Source organism: Paenibacillus sp. BAC0078 (genome assembly GCF_054483875.1).
In genome coordinates this window covers 167,892-186,745 of record NZ_JBTLRW010000010.1, presented here as the reverse complement: position 1 = coordinate 186,745, position 18,854 = coordinate 167,892, and the positions used below count along the sequence as shown (strand labels likewise).

The following is an 18,854-nucleotide window of genomic DNA, read 5'->3' as shown; positions in this document are numbered from 1 at the left end:
CAAAGATAGCTTTCTCTTCCTTTGAAAGAAATTTTGAAAGGAAAATGAAGCGTTATCATTGCACAATTGTACAAAGTGTCGTATCATAATTTTAATTAGTCGAACGATAAAATTTATCGCAATGGAGAGAGTAATTTGACGGTAACCATTTACGATGTAGCTCGAGAAGCAGGCGTATCTATGGCTACGGTATCACGGGTTGTGAATAATAACCCAAACGTGAAGCCGCAGACCCGGAAGAAGGTTTTTGAAGCGATTGAGCGTTTGGGCTATCGTCCAAATGCCGTGGCGAGAGGTCTCGCCAGCAAGAAGACGACAACCGTCGGGGTTGTCATTCCTGATATTTCGAACTCGATTTTTGCAGAAATTGCGCGCGGGATCGAAGATATCGCCAATATGTATCATTACAACATTATTTTGTGTAATGCGGATAAGCGCAAAGAGAAGGAAATTCGTGTAATTAACACGCTGCTCGAGAAACAAGTGGACGGGCTGCTCTTCATGGGCGGAACGGTGACGGATGAACATATCCAGGCCTTCCAGACGTCTGCAGTTCCAATTGTGCTGTGCGCCACACGTGACGAGAACGGTACGTACCCGTCGGTTGATATTGACCACGAGACGGCTGCATTTGATGCAGTGAATACGCTTATCCGTCACGGACACCGTGAGATTGCTATGATCAGCGGCACGCTGCAAGACCCAGCCAACGGCTATGCCCGTTTCCAAGGCTATAAGAAAGCGCTGGAAGCGGCAGGCATCGAGTATCAGGAGGATCTGGTACGCATCGGGAATTATCGTTACGAATCCGGTGTCGAAGCTATGAAATACTTCCTGGGCCTCAAGAAGAAACCAACGGCTGTATTTGCCGCAACGGATGAAATGGCGATTGGCGCCATTCACAGCATTCAGGACGAAGGTCTTAAGGTGCCGGACGACTTCTCGATTATCAGTGTCGATAACATCCGCATGGCGTCAATGGTTCGTCCTACACTGACAACCGTAGCGCAGCCTATGTATGATCTCGGCGCGGTAGCGATGAGACTTTTGACCAAGCTGATGAAGAAGGAAACGGTTGAGAATCCGCGCGTTATTTTGCCGCATGAGACAATTCTCCGCTTGTCCGTAAACCATGTGAACAAGTAAGCTTTGGCTTCAGCATTGAACATAAGTTACGTAGAAAGCTCCTGCTTGGAGCTTTTTATGTTTTATACAGCCTATTTTAGCGGGAGGGTACATATGAGTGAAGTGATCGGATTGATTGGAGCGATGGATGAGGAGATCAGGCTGCTGCTGGAAAGTATGGAAGATAAGGTGACCACGGTCAAGGCAGGCATTCATTACTATTCGGGGACTATATTCGGCAAAAAGGCTGTACTCTGCAAATCAGGGGTTGGCAAAGTGAATGCGGCGGTGACGACACAGATTCTGGTTGATGCCTTCGGGGTGTCGCGTGTATTGTTCACGGGCGTTGCCGGAGCGGTCCATCCTGATCTTGGCATAGGGGATATTGTGATTTCATCAAAGTGTATTCAGCATGACATGGATGCTACAGCTCTTGGGTATCCGCGTGGAGTCATTCCGTATCAGGAAACATCAGTGTTTCTGGCAGATCCGGCATTGGTGGTACTTGCGGAGCAGGCCTGCCGTGAGCTGAAGCAGAAGGCGGTAACCGGGATTGTACTGTCCGGTGACCAGTTCATTGCCAGCGCGCCGCTTGTGGCTGAGCTGCGGGAACAACTGGATGGGGCATGTGCTGAAATGGAAGGGGCTGCTGTCGCCCAGGTATGTTTCATGAATGCTGTGCCTTTCGTGATTATCCGCTCGATGTCAGATAAGGCTGACGGGTCAGCGCATGTGAATTACCGTGATTTCACTGTAGCGGCTTCCGAACGCTCTCATGCCATACTTGAATATATGTTAAAGGCGATATAGCTAATACATAAAACGCTGTCGGAAACGCACTCGATCAAAGGTTTCCTGCGAGGACATCGGTACTTCGCGGCCGATACGGACCATAAGGCAGTTGGCAGGGTGAGAGCAAATCTCCGGATCATCTGTGGCATACCACACCATGTTTACGGTTTGCATCAGCTTTTCCATCATCTGGCGGTACGCCCATACATCAAGCCCGCTGCCCTTCAGGTCCCAATGCCAATAATATTCGGTTGTGAACACGATACAATTCTCGAGCTGCTCCCTCTCAAAAGCGCTGGCAATCAGCAGCTTCGCAAGCCCGCTCCCCCTGTAATTATCCGCGACTTCTATAGCGCCCAGCTCTATTAGATCGGCCATCCCGCCTTGCGACCAAAGCTCCAGCTCATCGGGATAATGGAATGTAACATAACCAATGATGGTGCTGCCAGCAACAGCGGCAATAACACGTCCCTCAGGCAGCCCAGCGATCTCTATGAGCGCTTCCAATTGCTCGTGCGGCTTACGGAACGCATCCAGTCCGGGATGCATTGTCAGCCCTTCCAGCGCCTCTGATGGCATGGGACCGGCAACGGTTATGACTTCGCCATTGTGAACCAGGGTGTGAGAGACGGGGATTTTGCGGTGCTCCATGATCGGGCTCCTTTCGGTTCACTATAATATGGATTGTAACCGTTTCCTATGATATACTGATTCCGACATAAAATATTCACATTTATTCCATTGACAGATTTGCTTAAGAGAAGAATCTCGCCCTTAAAGCTTAAATCAAACAAGTGAGGGAGGCAAGAGTAATGGGGCAAGTCCACAGCGAAATTTTGCCGGGCCGCGTGAAGCACTCGAATATGGCGGATTATTCCCGGGCAGTCAGCGAATTCCGGTGGGAGGATATTGAGAAAAGCTTCTCCTGGCATGAGAGCGGCAGAGTGAATATGGCTCATGAAGCCATAGACCGGCATGTGCTGGAAGGCCGTGGATCTGCCACAGCCTTAATCTACAGTGATTCCTTGCGGGAAGAGATGTACACGTTCTCCGATTTGCGGGACCGGTCGAACCGGTTCGGAAATGTGCTGCGTGAGTATGGGATTGGCAAGGGGGACCGTGTGTTTATTTTTATGCCGCGTAGGCCGGAGCTGTACTTTAGTCTGCTGGGCATTCTCAAAGTGGGAGCAGTGGCAGGACCGCTGTTCGAGGCTTTTATGGAAACGGCGGTGAAGGACCGGCTGGAGGACAGCGGGGCGGTAGCGCTGATAACTACGCCGGAGCTGCTTCCCCGGGTGAACCGCGCTGAATTGCCTGCACTGCGGCATATTTTTGTCATAGGCGGCAGCACGGACGGAGAGCAGGGGCTTGTGAGCTATGAGGAGGAGACCGCAGCGGCATCGGCAGAGCTGGAGCCGGAGTGGCTGAGTCTGGACGATGGGCTGATCATGCATTACACCTCAGGCTCAACGGGCAAGCCCAAAGGCGTCTACCATGTGCAGAGAGCAATGATCCAGCATTATTATACAGGCAGAATTGTGCTCGATTTGCGTCCTGATGATGTCTATTGGTGTACGGCAGATCCCGGCTGGGTAACGGGAACCTCCTATGGAATTTTTGCGCCTTGGCTGAATGGAGTAACCAATGTGGTACGCGGAGGCCGCTTCAGTCCGCAGGACTGGTATAAGACCATTGAGCGGTTTGCGGTTACGGTATGGTACAGCGCGCCTACTGCATTCCGTATGCTGATGGGAGCGGGGGAGGCCAGTCTGCAGGGAATCAATCTTAGCAGCCTGCGCCATGTGTTGTCTGTCGGCGAGCCGCTGAATCCTGAGGTCGTACGCTGGGGCGATAAAATATACCAGCAGCGCATTCACGATACCTGGTGGATGACAGAGACCGGTGCGCAGCTGATTTGCAATTATCCGGGAATGGACATTAAGCCCGGCTCTATGGGGCGTCCGATTCCGGGCATCGAAGCTGCGATTCTGGACGATAGAGGCAATTTGCTGCCGCCCTATTCTATGGGCAATCTGGCTATAAGAACACCCTGGCCCTCCATGATGGGCAAGATCTGGAACAATCCGGCGAAATATGAAGAGTATTTCCGCATTCCCGGCTGGTACATTTCCGGAGATTCTGCATACATGGACGAGGACGGATATTTCTGGTTCCAGGGCCGTATTGATGATGTGATCAATTCCTCCGGTGAGCGGATCGGTCCGTTCGAGGTGGAGAGCAAGCTGGTTGAGCATCCGGCGGTGGCTGAGGCGGGGGTCATAGGCAAACCGGATGTGCTGCGCGGCGAGATTATCAAGGCGTTTATCTCTTTGCGGGACGGCTATCTTCCGACAGCTCAGTTGAAGGAAGAAATCGCCGCATTTGTCAAAGCCGGATTATCCGCCCATGCTGCGCCGCGGGAAATTGAATTCAAGGATAAATTGCCCAAGACCCGTTCAGGAAAAATCATGCGCCGCGTGCTGAAAGCATGGGAGCTGCATCTTCCCACTGGTGATCTGTCTACCATTGAGGAATAGTTCATCTGCAGAGTCCATGCAAAAAACCGTTCCCGGGTAATTCTCGGGAACGGTTTTTTATTGTGAATATTAGGATCTATGGACCGGAAGCTGAAAGGTATCTGCCTTACTGAGTGTTTCCTGCGGTATTTCCTGCCTTGGTTCCTCCAGCGGTGTTACCGTTAGAGGCATTTCCGCCAGCAGTATTACCGTTAGCAGCGTTATTGCCAGCGGCGTTGCCGGAAGCAGGGGGGTTGCCAGCAGCAGCATTGCCGCTACCCGTTGGCACTTCAGTTTCTGACGGAGTCTGATCTATAATCGCTCCGGGGCCTTCCGTGCCCCCAGGCTGAACTGCCGGGTCCGGCGTAGCCTCTGCGCCAGGTGATGCTTCCGGCTGTGCCGTTGGCTCCGGCGTTGGCGTTGCTCCGCTTGTTACGCTGCCTGAGGCTGACTCATGTCCGGCAACGTCCACAGCAGCCACATAGAAGGTGGCACTTGTCCCGGCTGGAGTACCTGGGCTGAAGGTGGTGCCTTCACCAACGGAGAGTACAGCCTGCTTCTGGAACGAGCCTCCGTTCAGCGAACGGTATAAACGGTAACCCACAACATCGGGCGAGCCGCTAGGAGTAAAGGTAATAACCGCTTTTCCTGTGCTGTAGGACACGTTCACCCTGCCTGGAGGTGTTGGAGCAGTACCATCATCCACCCTTGGATCAACCTCGGTTGGAAAATCGGACTTGGCATCCTCAGGCATGTAATATCCCAGAGACTCATGCTGTTTCATCCTTGGAAAGGCGGCCAGCAATTCCTTGACCAGTTCCTGGATCGGTTTATCGCGCTTAACAACGATTTTCTCCTTCAGGAAATCCTCCGGTGTGCCTTCAAGCGGCAGATAATTCACACCATTGTACGTAATATATTTGGCTTTGGAAATCCCGTCATCGCTTTTGGTTGGAACAAATTTGACGTTGAACAGGTCTGTGGTATATCTGTCGGTCAAGCTGGTTGGCAGCTTGCCGCTGTAAGCTGAAACGGTCTTTCTGACGATGCCGTCAGGCTTGGCGAATTCCTTCGTCACAAACAGCTCAGGCCGTTTTTCAATAACGGTATTCATGACCTTAGTCCATAGTGTCTGGGCCTGCCGTTTCTGGGTATCGCCCTGAAGCGTATTGATCTGTTCCTTATAACCGACCCACATGCCCAGAGTCACATCAGGAGTGTAGCCCATGAACCACACATCTCCATAGTTTTGCGTAGAACCGGTTTTGCCGACAATTGGCACGTCCTTGAAATGTTTATAATTTTTTCTGACCGTGCTTGCCGTTCCTTCGGTAATAACCGTGCGCAGCATATCCGTCATAAGATAGGCAGTCTGCTTAGAGAAAACCTGCTCCGGATTAACTTTATGCTGGTAGATGATTTTGCCTTGTGAATCGACGATCTTCTCGATCATGTAAGCATCTGTAAAAGCTCCATGATTTCCGATTGCAGAATAGGCATTGGTCAAATCCTCAACGGTTACTCCATAGCGCAGCCCCCCGATTACACCGGTCTGTGCACTATAATCATTATCTTGAATCGTGGTAATGCCCAGCTTCTTGGTGAAAGCCCAGGCTTTCTCGATGCCAACCGAATAATTAAACAGTTTAAGGGCAGGCAGATTCAAAGATTTGTTAAGCGCATAGCGGGCAGTGACCAGCCCCTGATAGCGGTTATTGGCATTCTTAGGAATGTGAAACCCCTTGCCGCCGTCCTTCAGAATGATTGGCGCATCGTCAAGGATGCCTGCAGGCTGAATAAGTCCCGCATCCAGAGCAGGCAGATAGGCGGCTATCGGCTTCATGGTCGAACCAGGCTGACGGACCATTTGGGTAGCGTAGTTCATCTGCTCAATATTGAAGTCGCGCCCTTCGATCATCCCGAGGATGGCTCCGGTTTTGTTGTCGATCATCATTCCTGCGGTTTGTTCCTTGCCTTTTGTCTTGCTGTCCTTCGTAAAATTGTTGCTGTCCTCCGAGATGCTGTGCATCGCACTGTATACCTTTTTGTCGATTGTGGTGTATACCCGGTAGCCGCCGGTCATAAGCTGCTGGCGGGCTTCCTCAAGGAGCACAGTGTTATCACTGCCTGCGGGGGCAGTAGGATCGACAGCACCATGGTTGCCTTGATTGATCGACAATAGAATCTCGGCTGCCTTACGTTCGGTCTCAAGCATGAGATACGGATATGTGGCGTAAGCCTTTTTCGTATGCGGGGCGAGAGAGCCTTTAATATTGAAGCGAAGTGCTTCATCATACTGGGAGGAAGTGATCTTGTTCTCCTCCAGCATCCGGCGCAGTACCAGCCGCTGGCGCTCCAGGGCTCTGTTAAAAGCCTTTTCATTAAATTCGCCAACTCCGTTGAACGCGGAATACTTGGATGGAAGCTGAGGTAATCCGGCCAGATAGGCGGCTTGGGCTACGTTCAGTTTATCCAGATCGTCTAGTCCAAAGATGCCTTTGGCGGCGGCTTTGATTCCGAACAGATTGTAACCGTTCGACCCGTTGCCAAACGGAACCTTGTTCAGATAGGCTGTTAAAATTTCCTGCTTGGACAAAAAGCGCTCCAGCCGCAGCGACAGCAGAATTTCCTTGATTTTGCGGTCCTCTGTGCGGTCCAGGTTAAGGAACACGCGTCTTGCCAGCTGCTGGGTCAGCGTGCTGCCCCCGGTCTGAACAGATTCGTTCAGCAGCTTCTGCTTAACGGCGCGGAGGGTGCCGCTGTAATCCACTCCGTGATGATTATAGAAGTTATTGTCCTCTATAGCGAGGACGGCATCAATCACAAGCTGCGGGATATCGTTAAATTGAATAAGTCTGCGGTCCTCTTCAGTTCGAAGCTGGCCGATCGGCTGACCGTCGCGGAAATAGGCAAAGCCGGTGACGGCGTTCTGGCTGACTTGCTGTTGAATCATTTCCTCGGAACGGACAGGGTCGTCTTTCACTATGGAAGTCACGTAGCCTGCTACAGCACCGCCGGCAAACAGAATGCCCATAATGCCGAGTATAAACATCCACTTTACGACGGAACCGAACCTGCGGAGCCAGGATCTACGGGGTGGACGCCGTTTTACGGCTTTCTTTTTGTTCTCCTCAACCATCAACGTTAATCCTCCTTTTAACGGAACTATTATAGCACAATTTGGCGATTTTGAATGCGCTTCTGGCTGAACGGCTTTTGAGCGGCCGGGTTGACTTTTGAAAAGCGGTCATGTTATAAATACATAAAATTGGATATCGGAAAAAGCTGGGAAAGACATCAGTAGAAGGCAAGCCATGTGTTCCAGAGAGCCGGTGGGTGGTGCGAACCGGCAGCAGGCCCCTTTGAATTACAGTCTGGAGCTGTCCGGAGGAACGGCAGGCTGAGCTTGAGGCTTGTTCAGTAGTCCGGGACCGGGTGCAAGCCCGTTATGGCAATGAAGTGGAAGATTCATCCGGTGATCCGTCACGGATAATCTTTAATTAGGGTGGTACCGCGAGTCTCTTGCTCGTCCCTTTGGGAGGAGAGAAGAGGCTTTTTTTGCGTTTATAACTTAAGGGAGGGACAAAAATGAAATGGGAAGAACTCACCATTGCCCAGCAGCAGGAGGTAGAGCGCCAGCTCGAAATCATCTGGCGCGGAGCAGCAGAGATTGTACCGGAAGAGGACATGAAGCGGAAGGTTATGACTTCCGTAGTTACCGGCGTTCCGCTTAACGTGAAGCTGGGCCTCGATCCATCGGCGCCGGACGTTCATATCGGGCATACTGTAGTCATCCATAAGCTGCGGCAGTTCCAGGAGCTTGGACATCAGGTGCAGATCATTATCGGGGATTTTACCGGACGCATTGGTGACCCTACGGGCAAATCCGAGACACGCAAGCAGCTTAGTGAGGACGATGTGAAGCGCAATGCCGAAACCTACAAGAAGCAGGTTTTCAAAATTCTTGACCCTGAGAAAACAAAGATATTTTACAATTCGGAGTGGCTCAGCCCGATGTCCTTTGCGGATGTTGTGAATCTCGCATCCAAGGTAACAGTGGCGCGGATGATGGAGCGCGATGATTTTAAGAACCGCTTCCAGAGCGGACAGGCGATCAGTGTTCATGAATTTTTCTATCCTTTGATGCAGGCGATGGATTCGGTTGCGCTCAGAAGCGATGTGGAGCTTGGCGGCACGGATCAGAAGTTCAATGTGCTGATGGGCCGCGCGCTGCAGAAGGAATATGGGGAAGATACGCAGGCTGTTCTTTTAATGCCGTTGCTCGAAGGGCTGGACGGTGTATTGAAAATGAGCAAAAGTCTGGGGAATTACATCGGCATTGATGAAGAACCGAATGAAATCTACGGCAAAGCGATGTCGATACCGGATGAGAAGATGCTGAAATATTACGAAATGGCTACAGATGCCAGCAATGAAGAAATTGCGCTACTAAAGGAAAAGCTTGAAGAGGGAACGATTCACCCCAGAGATGTCAAAATGGGGCTGGCTCACACTTTCGTGAGAATGTACCATGGCCCCGGGGCAGCGGATGCTGCGCAGCAGCATTTCATCACTGTCTTCCAGAAGCGTACTTTGCCAAGTGACATTGCAACGTTTACCGTACCGGAAGCCGAACTGGAGAATGGTGCGATCAAGCTGGTTAGGCTGCTGACGCTGCTTGGCTTTGCAGATTCGAACAGTGAAGCGAGGCGCAGTATCCAGCAAGGCTCCGTGAAGCTGAATGAAGTGAAGCTGGAGGACCCAAACGGGAAATACATCCCGCAGGACGGAGACATTATCCAGATGGGTAAGCGGAAATTCGCCAAGCTGTCTGTATCCTTAATGGAATAGGCAGCTACACCGGTATATGTGTACAAAAAAAGCCTCCGGATTGCTCCGGGGGCTTTGATCGCTTTCGCAGTAAGCGAAAATCTTAACGGTTGTAGAACTCGACGATTTGCTTTTCATCGATATCCTGGGACAGCTCGGCACGTTCTGGCAAACGGATGTATTTGCCTTCGAAAGAGCCGTCAGCATATTCCAGATAAGCTGGAAGGTGGGTGCGGTTTTCAAGAGCTTCTTTGATAGAAGTCATAGCGCGGCTTCTTTCGCGAAGTCCGATAACGTCGCCCACGCTTACGCGGTAAGAAGCGATGTCGACTTTTTTACCGTTAACGGTAACGTGTCCATGGGATACCAACTGACGCGCACCAGCGCGGGAGTTAGCGAAGCCAAGACGGTAAACCAAGTTGTCCAAACGGCTTTCAAGCAAGAACATGAAGTTTTCGCCCGCGATACCTTGGAGCTTTTGCGCTTTAGTGAAGAGAGTTTTGAACTGTTTTTCACCCAAGCCGTACATGTGGCGCAGTTTTTGTTTTTCCAAAAGCTGCATTCCGTAGTTACTTACTTTTCTGCGTTGGTTAGCGCCGTGCTGTCCTGGAGGGAAAGGGCGTTTCAGGTCTTTGCCTGTACCGCTAAGGGAAATGCCCAGACGGCGGCTGAGTTTGAATTTAGGTCCGGTGTAACGTGCCATGTTATAGTAGACTCCTTTATAATTGAAATTTCATGGTAGGGCCTATTTGCGCCGCAAAACGTATACGTGAAAGCATTCAGTGGTTTCACACTGCCGGGGAAGTTCAGCCGCTGCCCTTGCAGTAACGAGATGCGTGAGGGTGACACAACGTTACGCCCAATTAAGACTTGTTACAGTCTTGTTCAACAATAAATATTATATGAATATGGATGATAAAGTCAAGGGCATCTTTTAAAGAGATTTTGTCTATCTTTGTCGTTAGTTCTTTGGTCCTAAAAAAAATCCCGGTTTTGAGGAAAATATAATGCAATACACAAAGAAAGGGAGTAAAATATAACTAATAAGATGCTGTCCGAAAAATATTTAATTTGAGATGCAAAGGGGTTCCTCTCTATGTCAGATCAGGAAGCATACGGACGCAAGGACAGCCGTGTGCTGTTGCAGGATACCATACAATCAAGCGGAGATAGCCAAGATCCCGCCGCATGGCTTAAGGAAACGGATATTGTCTCCTATGATTTTCCCTATGCTGCCCATTTGATCGCGGATAGCTTCAGGGAATGGCGTGCTCTGAGTGTTCCTGCCTTTGCGGAATCCTGGGACTGGTGTGTGCTTAATTACGAAGGTAAATGGATTAACACTATAGATGAAAATGAAAGAAGTCGGAAACGCTGGAAGAGCCATTGGGAACTGGCTGCGGCCTGCAGCCTGCAAACAAGGGAGCTATATGCAGCTTTCGAGCAGAATGACGGACAGGCTATGTCCATTATTACTATACCGGTATTTACGCGCGGGCACGGGGAGATTTTTGCCGTGCTTGGCTGTGCTATGCCGCAAGATCAGTACGAACAGGGCGGCCGGCATACGGCAGAAGCTATGTCCATGCATTTTCAGACCTGTTTTTACCGCAGATTTGAGCATGTGTTTGTGTCTGACTTGGCGGGAGTGCATTTGCATGCGGAGCGTGAGAGCAGCCGCCGTTCGCTGCTCTTTCAGATCGTCCAGCGGATGCACGACAATATAGATGTGGATGCCGTCTTAACTGAGGTCATCGACAGCATCTCCGCAATGTATCCGGGAGCGCGGCTGGAGCTGTTTATGTCGCAGGATCACCGCAGCACCCATCCGCAGGTTAAGGCGCTTCCGCTGCACTGGGGGAACGATGATGTTTGCGCCAAAGCCTTTAAGGATGGACAGGTTGCACTCCATGCCGGACGCGAAGACTTCCCTTTTGTGGAAATAGGACTTCCGCTTGGCGGCAAGCAGGGGGTATACGGTGTGTTTCATATGATTATCGACAAGCTCATCTTCCATGAGGTGGATTTGCGTTTTCTCTCTATGGTGGCTGACACCGCCGGAACGGCTTTTGAGAATGCGAAGCTCTACGACCGGTCCAATCAACTGATCCGTGAGCTGAGGATGAGCAATGAGCTTACACAGCGGCTAAATCAAAGCTTGCGCCTTGGCGATATTTTTCAATTTGCCTTTGAAGAGCTGCTGGAGATGTTCGATGCCGATTATTGCTGCATCCTGCATTTGAATGAAGAAAAAGGCGGGCTTGAGGCGATTGCCTGCAACCATACTCCGCTGCTGGGTGAAATTATGGATGCAAGTCAAGGGATTGGCGGCAAGATCTATAGCTCGGGAGAGCCGGTTATTCTGTCGGATTACCGGAATGCTGCCGGAGAGAAGTCGAGGCTGATGGAAGCTACGCAGTCGCTCTCACTGATCGCTACTCCGCTTAGTGTGGGCGGGGAGGTTCGCGGAGCAATTATGCTCGCCCACCGGGTCCCTCATTTCTTCTCTTACGACAGCTACAGGCTGCTGCAGGCGATGGCCGGCCATATCGGATTGGCTGTGGGCAATGCCAGGCTGCATGCGGAAGTGCGGCGGCTCGCGAACCGGGACAGTCTGACAGGCCTGTATGCGCGCCACTATCTGGATGAAGAGATTAAAGAGAGGCAGTCCACGGATTTCTGCGGTTCTTTAATCGTTGTGGATATTGATCAGTTCAAGATGGTCAACGATACGTACGGCCACCAGCAAGGTGATATAATTCTGAAGCAGGTAAGCGAGATTGTGAAAGCTTCTATCCGGCAGGGGGACATCGCAGCCAGATGGGGCGGGGAGGAGCTGGCGGTATACTTGCCGCAGCTTGGAGTGCAGCAGGCTATTTATGTAGCTGAACGTATTCGCAAGCGGGTAATGGGGGAGACAGAGCCCTGTGTTACCGTCTCTTGCGGCATCGCGGAGTGGAGCTGGACAGATGAGCGGGTCAGCGTAGAATCGCTGTTCTACCGGGCAGACATGGCCCTCTATGAAGCGAAGAACAACGGCCGTAACCAGGTCGTGATTGATCATAAAAAAGACGAAGCCAGCGTAAAGAATCCTTAGGCCTAAGCCGTGAGGGTTCTTTTTGCTTACATATATGCGTATAAGCCCAGGCCGATGGGTTACCCTAAAATAAATATTCAATCTATCGACTGGGAAGGATTTGAAGGCCATGAGGATAGTTAAACTGCGTGAAATGATGATAACAGCAGGCCTGCTGCTATATTCTGTGCTTGGCAGCGGATGTGCCGCCATCGCTGACAGACCGGCTGCCAAAGACCTGAATCTGGCCCTGGCCGGAATGGACGGAAGCGATGCGGTATCCTTTGAAGGGGCGTCGTCCCTGCAGCTTGGAGGAAAGGCGGCTAAGGAATCCGCACTTTACTTCGGCGGGAATGTGGCAGACCACAACAAGGTGAGTCTCTACAGCCTTTTACCGGATGGAAGCCAGCCAAAAGCGGCGGCGGAGACCGCAGCGGAACGTGCAGCCGCTCCTGCGTACCATGCAAGTCTGGAGAAAAAAGACGGTGAGTGGATGCTGCTGCCGCAGTCTGTGCCCACCCGTGAGAATAACCCGCTGCCCGCCTTAAACCCCATTCGCCAACTGGAAGAGCTGGAGCGCCTGGAGAAAACGGTTACTGAGGAAGCAGGGGCCGTGAAAGGGACCAGGGTACTGCGTATTGAGCTTACAAACGATGAGGCCCGCAGCCAACTGTCCAGAGAGCTTGCACAGGAGATGCAGGCGATTCGTCCTGCCGTGTCCAGTTCGGCCGGGAAGACCGCTGACAAGACTGGTAAGGTCTCGGCAGCCATGCTGTCATTATGGGAGCAGAAGGACCATGAGCTGCAGCAGAAGCTGAAACAGGTGTCCGTCAAGGCGGTATATTATCTGAAGGTAGATACGAAAAGCAATTTGCCGAAACAATTAACATGGGCCCGGACGATCAGCTATCCCGGAACAAAGGGTACACTCCGTACACCCGCGGATGAAACTTATCTAACACAGGTCAATTTTTATGGGTACCGCTGACTTTTAGTATGCCGAATGCCTTGCGCTCTATAGCGGGCGTGCTACAATAGAACGGTATGTTCATTTTCAGTATGAGGAAGGAAGAGAGAGAAATGAAGGACCCAAGGATTCAAAAGCTTGCGGAAAACCTTGTCGGCTATTCCGTAAACGTCCAGCCTGGCGAGAATGTGCTTGTTGAAATGATCGGCAGCGAAAGAGATTTGATCAAAGCTGTGGTGGAGGAAGTGGGCAAAGCCGGAGGCCGTGCATTTGTGCAGCTTACCGACCGGACTGTTCTGCGCAGCATGCTTAAATATGCAACCCGCGAGGGTCTTGAAGCCTGGGCGGAGATTGATTTGAACCGGATGAAGCAAATGGATTGCTACATCGGAATCCGCGCCGGAGAGAATGTCAACGATCTGGCTGACGTTCCCGAAGAGAACATGAAGCTGTACAATTCCCTGTATTCCCACCCGGTACATAGTGAACAGCGCGTCAAGCACACCAAATGGGTTGTGCTGCGATACCCGAACAATAGCATGGCCCAGCTTGCCAACACGACAACAGAAGCGTTTGAGGACTTTTACTTCGAGGTCTGCAATCTGGATTATGCCAAAATGGATAGAGCCCAGGATGCGCTTGCCGAGCTGATGCGGAGAACGGATAAGGTACGCATTGCAGGACCGGGAACGGAGTTGACCTTCTCGATTAAGGGAATTGGTGCAGAGAAATGCTCCGGGCAAAAAAACATTCCGGACGGCGAGGTCTACAGCGCTCCTGTCCGCGACTCTGTAAACGGAACGATCAGCTACAATGCGGCAACGCTCTATAATGGCGTGACTTTCGAAAATGTGAAGTTCAAATTCGAGAACGGCAAAATTGTTGAAGCCACCAGCAATGACACGGTGCGGCTGAACGAAATTCTCGATTCCGATGACGGCGCGCGCCATATTGGGGAATTTGCCATCGGCTTTAACCCTTATATTCTGCACCCGATGAAGGACATTTTGTTCGATGAGAAAATCGCCGGCAGCCTGCACTTTACCCCAGGGCAAGCGTATGATGTGACTGACAACGGCAACCGTTCCTCGATTCACTGGGATCTTGTGCTGATTCAGCGTCCTGAATACGGCGGCGGGGAAATCTATTTTGACGATGTGCTGATCCGCAAGGATGGGATATTCGTTCTTCCAGAGCTGGAAGGTCTGAACCCCGAAAACCTGAAATAAAATGTAAAGACAAGAAAACACCTTGTCGAGTAAGCGGATTCAATGTATCATGGAATTGGTTACAAAAGACTTAAGTTTCATAATCAAGTTGCGGAGGGATTCCTATGTCCAGTAACAATGCGGCAATTGTGGATATTGCCCAAACGGCAAGCCGGTTCAACTCATCTATCGTTCTGCAAGCAGAGAACAAGTACATTGATGTTAAGAGTATTCTGGGTCTGTTCACAACTCTTGTATCTAGCCAAAGCTACGAGCTTCATGTTCATGGTGCTGATGCTGAAGAAGCCAAGAAGGCAATGAGCGAGGTTTTTGCCAAGCATGGTCTGAAATTTACGGTTGTAGCAGAGTAATCCAATTATTCTCAAAGACGTCCTGCCCTATGCGGCGGGGCGTTTTTTCTGTAAAATGAACTGGATTCTTGTATTGGGTTCCGATTTCGTCTAATATTAAACTAAATAGCAATAGCAGCTGTAACTTTTGGACATGGGGGGGAAAATGCATGACTTCATCGGATTTGCAGGAACAGCTTAATCTTAAAGCGATCACTCTTCTCCAAGAAGATGCCAATAAAATTCAGAAGCTCATCGAAGTGCAGATGGAGAATCTGGCGACCCGTTACTGCCCTCTCTATGAGGAAGTGCTGGATACCCAGATGTACGGTTTCTCCAGAGAGGTTGATTTTGCGGTCAGAGCGGGACTAGTGCCTGAGGTTACAGGCAAGCTGGTACTGAGTGAGCTGGAGCGCAACCTGGCTGTGCTGTACGAAGCGCTGAACAAGAAGGCCGAAGAGCGTGAGCTGTAAATTCCAACTTTCCTGCAAGTAAAGAATGGTACAACTCCAGAGACAACTTATTCATTCTTTACTTATAAAAAAGCACATGAGGACGGGAGTTCCGCTCATGTGCTTTTTTTTTGCGTTATTAAGGGTTATTCGGCTGATCTTACACCAGATAGAAGGAGACGCCAAGGATCATATACACTGCCAGCAGCAGCAGCCCCTCATACCAGTTGGTTGCACCATCCTGAATAATCGACTTTGCGATGAACACGGAAACGGCAATCGCAACGATCTCTATCGTTGTGAACACAATGTCCATAGTATTGCCCATAAAATAGCTGGCGAAAATCAGCACAGGGGCTACGAACAGCGCGATCTGCAGACTGCTGCCGACGGCAATCTCCACCGCAGCGCCGATTTTGTTCTTCATAGCGAGCATGATTGCTGCACTATGCTCGGCTGCGTTACCGATAATGGCGACAAGGAATGCACCGACAAAAAGCTCGCTGAAGCCGAAGCGTTCGGTTAATGTCTCCAGTGTGCCGACCAGCCATTCGCTGACGAAGGCGACCATAACCGTTGCGAGCACCAGGTAGATTACCGATTTGCTCATGGACCAGGCAGGCTTGTGCTCATTCGGCAGCTCTTCTTCGCTGTCCACCGTGACGTCCGCCAAGTATTTCTTGTGCGTAATCATGGAGAAGATGAGCCAGGCCATATAGGCGGCGATCAGCAGGCCTGCGACAACAAGGCTGAGCACATCCGTATCTTTCTCTGTGATGGAATGCGTGTTGAAGAACATGGCAGGAACAAAGAGGGCGATTACGGCTACGATCATCAGGGAGCCGTTCAGACCGGCCAGCGTGACATTGAAATTCTGAACCTTGAATTTCATGCCGCCGGCGAAGATACTGAGTCCGAGCACCAGCAGCAGGTTGCCGATGATTGAGCCGGTGAGGCTCGCCTTCACCATGTCGAACAAACCTTCCTTGACCAGAAAGAAGGCAATAATCAGCTCGGCCGCGTTGCCGAAGGTGGCATTAAGAAAGCCCCCCAGCCGCTGTCCGGCATAGTGGGCTACGCTCTCTGTGGCCCGGCCCAGAAATCCTGCTACGAACACAACCGCAATGGCGGATAAGACGAATTGCAGCGTGTGGTCCCAGTCCGCATAATGTCCGATGGCACTGAGGATGAAGGTGATCACCAGCAGCGCCGGAGAAATCCATTTTTTCAAAGTAAGGTACACCCCAGTCTCTATTATGTAGGTTGAATTCATACTCAATATACCCAAATTGCTCCAGTCTGTAAACGGGCATGCGAGAAAGTCATTTGCTTTTTAGCCTGTTTTCGAATTACAATAATTGATAATGAGTGTAGGGGGGATATGGCATGGCGGAACAACTTCAACTTGAAATGGGAAATATACGGATATCAAATGACGTCGTCTCGAAAATTGCCGGGTTGGCTGCCTTGGAGACTCCTGGAATCGCGGCCATGTCTGGCGGCTTGTCCGAAGGCTGGGCCAAGCGCCTGAGCGGCAAGAATGTGCAAAAGGGCGTAACTGTTGAAGTAGGACAGCTTGAAGCTGCTGTGGATTTGCGTATTATCGTTCTCTATGAAACACCGATTCACGAGGTGTGCCGGATGCTTCAGCAGAACGTGCGCGAGGCTGTGGAGAGCATGACAGGACTTCATATTGTTGAAGTTAATGTCAAGGTGGAAGGCGTGGCTTTCAAGAACGACGAAATTTCGTAAGCGTTGTATTGCTGCGGCATGCGGTATGAGCATCGTTTTGCGAGATCAGGGTAAGTAAAAGGCAGTCCGGGTGGTAATCTCCGGACTGCCTTTTTGCTGCTCATTGAGCATGATTCTTATGTAGCTTTAACGGGCACGAACTTGTCTGACGGTGGTAACAGACTTGGTGACTTCTTCCTTGGCCGGCCGGTTGGTCTCCCGGGAAATGCTGAGCATGATGCCCATGGACAGCATCGTTACGAGCAGTGAGGAACCGCCGTAGCTAATGAAAGGCAGCGTTACCCCTGTGAGCGGGATTGTGTTGGTGACACCGCCGATATTGACAAAGGCCTGGATGGAAATCATGCCCATGACACCGATGCCGACGAGGGTGCCGAAGGGGTCGGTGCACCTGAGCGCAATCAGTATGCCCCTCCAGATAAAATACAGGTACACCAGCAGGAAAAGGAAGGTTCCCACAAATCCCAATTCTTCGCCGATGACTGAAAAAATGAAGTCGGTGTAAGGATAAGGCAGGTAGTGCAGCTTCTGTATGCTTTTTCCGAAGCCGGAGCCATTCGTCCCGCCTTCACCTATGGCGATCAGGGATTGAATGATATTAAAGCCGCTATCCTGGGCATCCGCATAGGGATTAATAAAGGCGGTGATCCGGTCTTTTTGGTAGTCCTTGTTGACAGTGGCTGTCTCTGAAGGCGGCGACAACGATTCAATGGCTGTCTTGGCTCCCATGACAAGGCCCACTCCCAGCACCAAGAGTGCAATGGAGGCCATGATATGCTTCATGCTGGCTCCGCCGGCGTAAATTACAAGCCCGCTGGTCGCCACAAGAATAAGGCATGAGCCTAAATCCGGCTGTAACATAATGAGCCCGGCGACAATTCCGACAATAACCATGACCGGAATATAGCCTGTGCGCAGATCCCTCAGCCGCTCCCCTTTCTTGGAAATAAGGGCGGAGAGATAGAGAATAATGGAGATTTTGGCCAGCTCTGTCGGCTGGATGCCGAGCGTTCCGATGCCGAGCCAGCTTTTGGCGCCGTTAATTCTCGCCGCGAATACCACGAATAACAGCAGAGCCAGAGTGATCATGAAGATCGGGGCATACCACTTTTTGAATTTGCTGTAGTGGATATTCATGGTCACAAACATAACGATGCTTCCCAGCACGACCCAGATAATCTGGCGTTTGACAAAAAATAAGGGATCATTTCCGAATTTCTCACTGGCCAGGGTCAGGCTGGAGCTGGAGCTGAAGACCATCACCAGTCCGAAGCCGACAAGCAGGAGAGTCAGAATAAGCAACTGAAAATCGGGCGTTCCTCTTTTGGGCAGGCTGACATTTTTTTTCGTCGTTCCCTTTACAGTACTCAAGTTTCCAGCAGCGCTTTCAGTTCAAGTATATGTCTTGAGGCAGCGTCCAGAACAGGTTGGGGGACCGGAGATTCATACTCCAGGCCGTGAGGGAAGGTGGCTTTGCCCAGGTAAACGGCTTCAATGGCAAGCACGGCATCCGGCTTCTCCAGCTTGCCTTCGACGGCGCGCGTATTGACACGCAAAAAGTATTCTCCCCCGTTCTGACGGTCTTCTATTTTGCAATCGTAGGTGGCCCGGGAGTATTCCCACTGCCAGCGGATGAATCCGGCCTTGGCTGCACTTTCGTCCAGATAGAGAAGGTCGCTCTTCAATCCTACGAGGCCCGAGTTCTCAAATATCATAGCGCACATATCCCCCTTATGAAGTATAATGATAAATTCATGCTCAAAAATTTGGATGTTCCTCCTCATGA

16 protein-coding genes and 1 other annotated feature are annotated in these 18,854 nt (G+C 50.9%); of the genes, 10 read left to right on the top strand and 6 right to left on the bottom strand.

Features of this window, described 5'->3' with window-relative positions; genetic code table 11:
* Window positions 1–135: 135 nt before the first annotated feature.
* Together ccpA and ACX1DY_RS19465 are read left to right on the top strand one after the other, a co-directional pair.
* Window positions 136–1,146, top strand: a complete 1,011-nt coding sequence (ccpA, locus tag ACX1DY_RS19470; protein ID WP_028530825.1) for a catabolite control protein A — start codon at window positions 136–138, stop codon at window positions 1,144–1,146.
* A 93-nt stretch (window positions 1,147–1,239) separates the two neighbouring features.
* Window positions 1,240–1,935: a 5'-methylthioadenosine/adenosylhomocysteine nucleosidase gene (locus ACX1DY_RS19465; protein ID WP_458965853.1), complete on the top strand. Its 696-nt coding sequence runs from the start codon at window positions 1,240–1,242 to the stop codon at window positions 1,933–1,935.
* On the opposite strand, the gene ACX1DY_RS19460 is transcribed toward ACX1DY_RS19465, so the two are convergent.
* Window positions 1,936–2,568: a GNAT family N-acetyltransferase gene (locus tag ACX1DY_RS19460; protein ID WP_458965852.1), complete on the bottom strand. Its 633-nt coding sequence runs from the start codon at window positions 2,566–2,568 to the stop codon at window positions 1,936–1,938.
* A gap of 161 nt (window positions 2,569–2,729) precedes the next feature.
* Between ACX1DY_RS19460 and acsA the strand changes: the two genes are divergently transcribed.
* Window positions 2,730–4,454, top strand: a complete 1,725-nt coding sequence (gene acsA, locus ACX1DY_RS19455) for an acetate--CoA ligase (protein WP_458965851.1) — start codon at window positions 2,730–2,732, stop codon at window positions 4,452–4,454.
* A gap of 106 nt (window positions 4,455–4,560) precedes the next feature.
* Here acsA and ACX1DY_RS19450 read toward each other — a convergent pair whose 3' ends face one another.
* Window positions 4,561–7,572: a transglycosylase domain-containing protein gene (locus ACX1DY_RS19450; protein WP_458965850.1), complete on the bottom strand. Its 3,012-nt coding sequence runs from the start codon at window positions 7,570–7,572 to the stop codon at window positions 4,561–4,563.
* 139 nt (window positions 7,573–7,711) lie between these two features.
* Window positions 7,712–7,970, top strand: a binding site (T-box leader).
* 51 nt (window positions 7,971–8,021) lie between these two features.
* On the opposite strand from ACX1DY_RS19450, the gene tyrS reads away from it, so the two are divergent.
* Window positions 8,022–9,284, top strand: coding sequence for a tyrosine--tRNA ligase (gene tyrS / locus ACX1DY_RS19445; RefSeq protein WP_458965849.1), 1,263 nt, complete (start codon window positions 8,022–8,024; stop codon window positions 9,282–9,284).
* Window positions 9,285–9,366: 82 nt separating this feature from the next.
* Here the strand turns inward: tyrS and rpsD are convergent, their stop codons facing one another.
* Window positions 9,367–9,966: a 30S ribosomal protein S4 gene (gene rpsD / locus ACX1DY_RS19440; protein WP_458965848.1), complete on the bottom strand. Its 600-nt coding sequence runs from the start codon at window positions 9,964–9,966 to the stop codon at window positions 9,367–9,369.
* 393 nt (window positions 9,967–10,359) lie between these two features.
* Between rpsD and ACX1DY_RS19435 the strand changes: the two genes are divergently transcribed.
* The 5 genes from ACX1DY_RS19435 to ACX1DY_RS19415 all read left to right on the top strand — a co-directional run bounded on the left by ACX1DY_RS19435 (window position 10,360) and on the right by ACX1DY_RS19415 (window position 15,337).
* On the top strand, window positions 10,360–12,360 hold the full coding sequence (locus ACX1DY_RS19435; protein WP_458965847.1) for a sensor domain-containing diguanylate cyclase: 2,001 nt from the start codon (window positions 10,360–10,362) through the stop codon (window positions 12,358–12,360).
* A gap of 109 nt (window positions 12,361–12,469) precedes the next feature.
* On the top strand, window positions 12,470–13,327 hold the full coding sequence (locus ACX1DY_RS19430; RefSeq protein ID WP_458965846.1) for a hypothetical protein: 858 nt from the start codon (window positions 12,470–12,472) through the stop codon (window positions 13,325–13,327).
* Between the two features lie 92 nt (window positions 13,328–13,419).
* On the top strand, window positions 13,420–14,535 hold the full coding sequence (locus tag ACX1DY_RS19425; protein WP_458965845.1) for an aminopeptidase: 1,116 nt from the start codon (window positions 13,420–13,422) through the stop codon (window positions 14,533–14,535).
* A 104-nt stretch (window positions 14,536–14,639) separates the two neighbouring features.
* Window positions 14,640–14,885 (top strand): HPr family phosphocarrier protein, encoded by a 246-nt coding sequence (locus tag ACX1DY_RS19420; RefSeq protein ID WP_019911485.1) that lies wholly within the window; start codon window positions 14,640–14,642, stop codon window positions 14,883–14,885.
* 149 nt (window positions 14,886–15,034) lie between these two features.
* On the top strand, window positions 15,035–15,337 hold the full coding sequence (locus ACX1DY_RS19415; protein ID WP_019911484.1) for a YlaN family protein: 303 nt from the start codon (window positions 15,035–15,037) through the stop codon (window positions 15,335–15,337).
* Window positions 15,338–15,476: 139 nt separating this feature from the next.
* Here the strand turns inward: ACX1DY_RS19415 and cax are convergent, their stop codons facing one another.
* Window positions 15,477–16,547, bottom strand: coding sequence for a calcium/proton exchanger (gene cax / locus ACX1DY_RS19410; RefSeq protein WP_458965844.1), 1,071 nt, complete (start codon window positions 16,545–16,547; stop codon window positions 15,477–15,479).
* A gap of 155 nt (window positions 16,548–16,702) precedes the next feature.
* Between cax and ACX1DY_RS19405 the strand changes: the two genes are divergently transcribed.
* Window positions 16,703–17,068 (top strand): Asp23/Gls24 family envelope stress response protein, encoded by a 366-nt coding sequence (locus ACX1DY_RS19405; RefSeq protein WP_019911482.1) that lies wholly within the window; start codon window positions 16,703–16,705, stop codon window positions 17,066–17,068.
* Between the two features lie 126 nt (window positions 17,069–17,194).
* On the opposite strand, the gene ftsW is transcribed toward ACX1DY_RS19405, so the two are convergent.
* Window positions 17,195–18,439 carry a putative lipid II flippase FtsW gene (ftsW, locus tag ACX1DY_RS19400; RefSeq protein ID WP_458965843.1) on the bottom strand — a complete coding sequence of 415 codons (1,245 nt, stop codon included), beginning with the start codon at window positions 18,437–18,439 and terminating at the stop codon, window positions 17,195–17,197.
* Entirely contained in the window at window positions 18,436–18,783 is a 348-nt protein-coding gene (locus ACX1DY_RS19395; protein WP_458965842.1) for a YugN family protein, read from the bottom strand. The genes ftsW and ACX1DY_RS19395 overlap by 4 nt, the downstream gene beginning before the upstream one ends.
* Window positions 18,784–18,854: the final 71 nt, after the last annotated feature.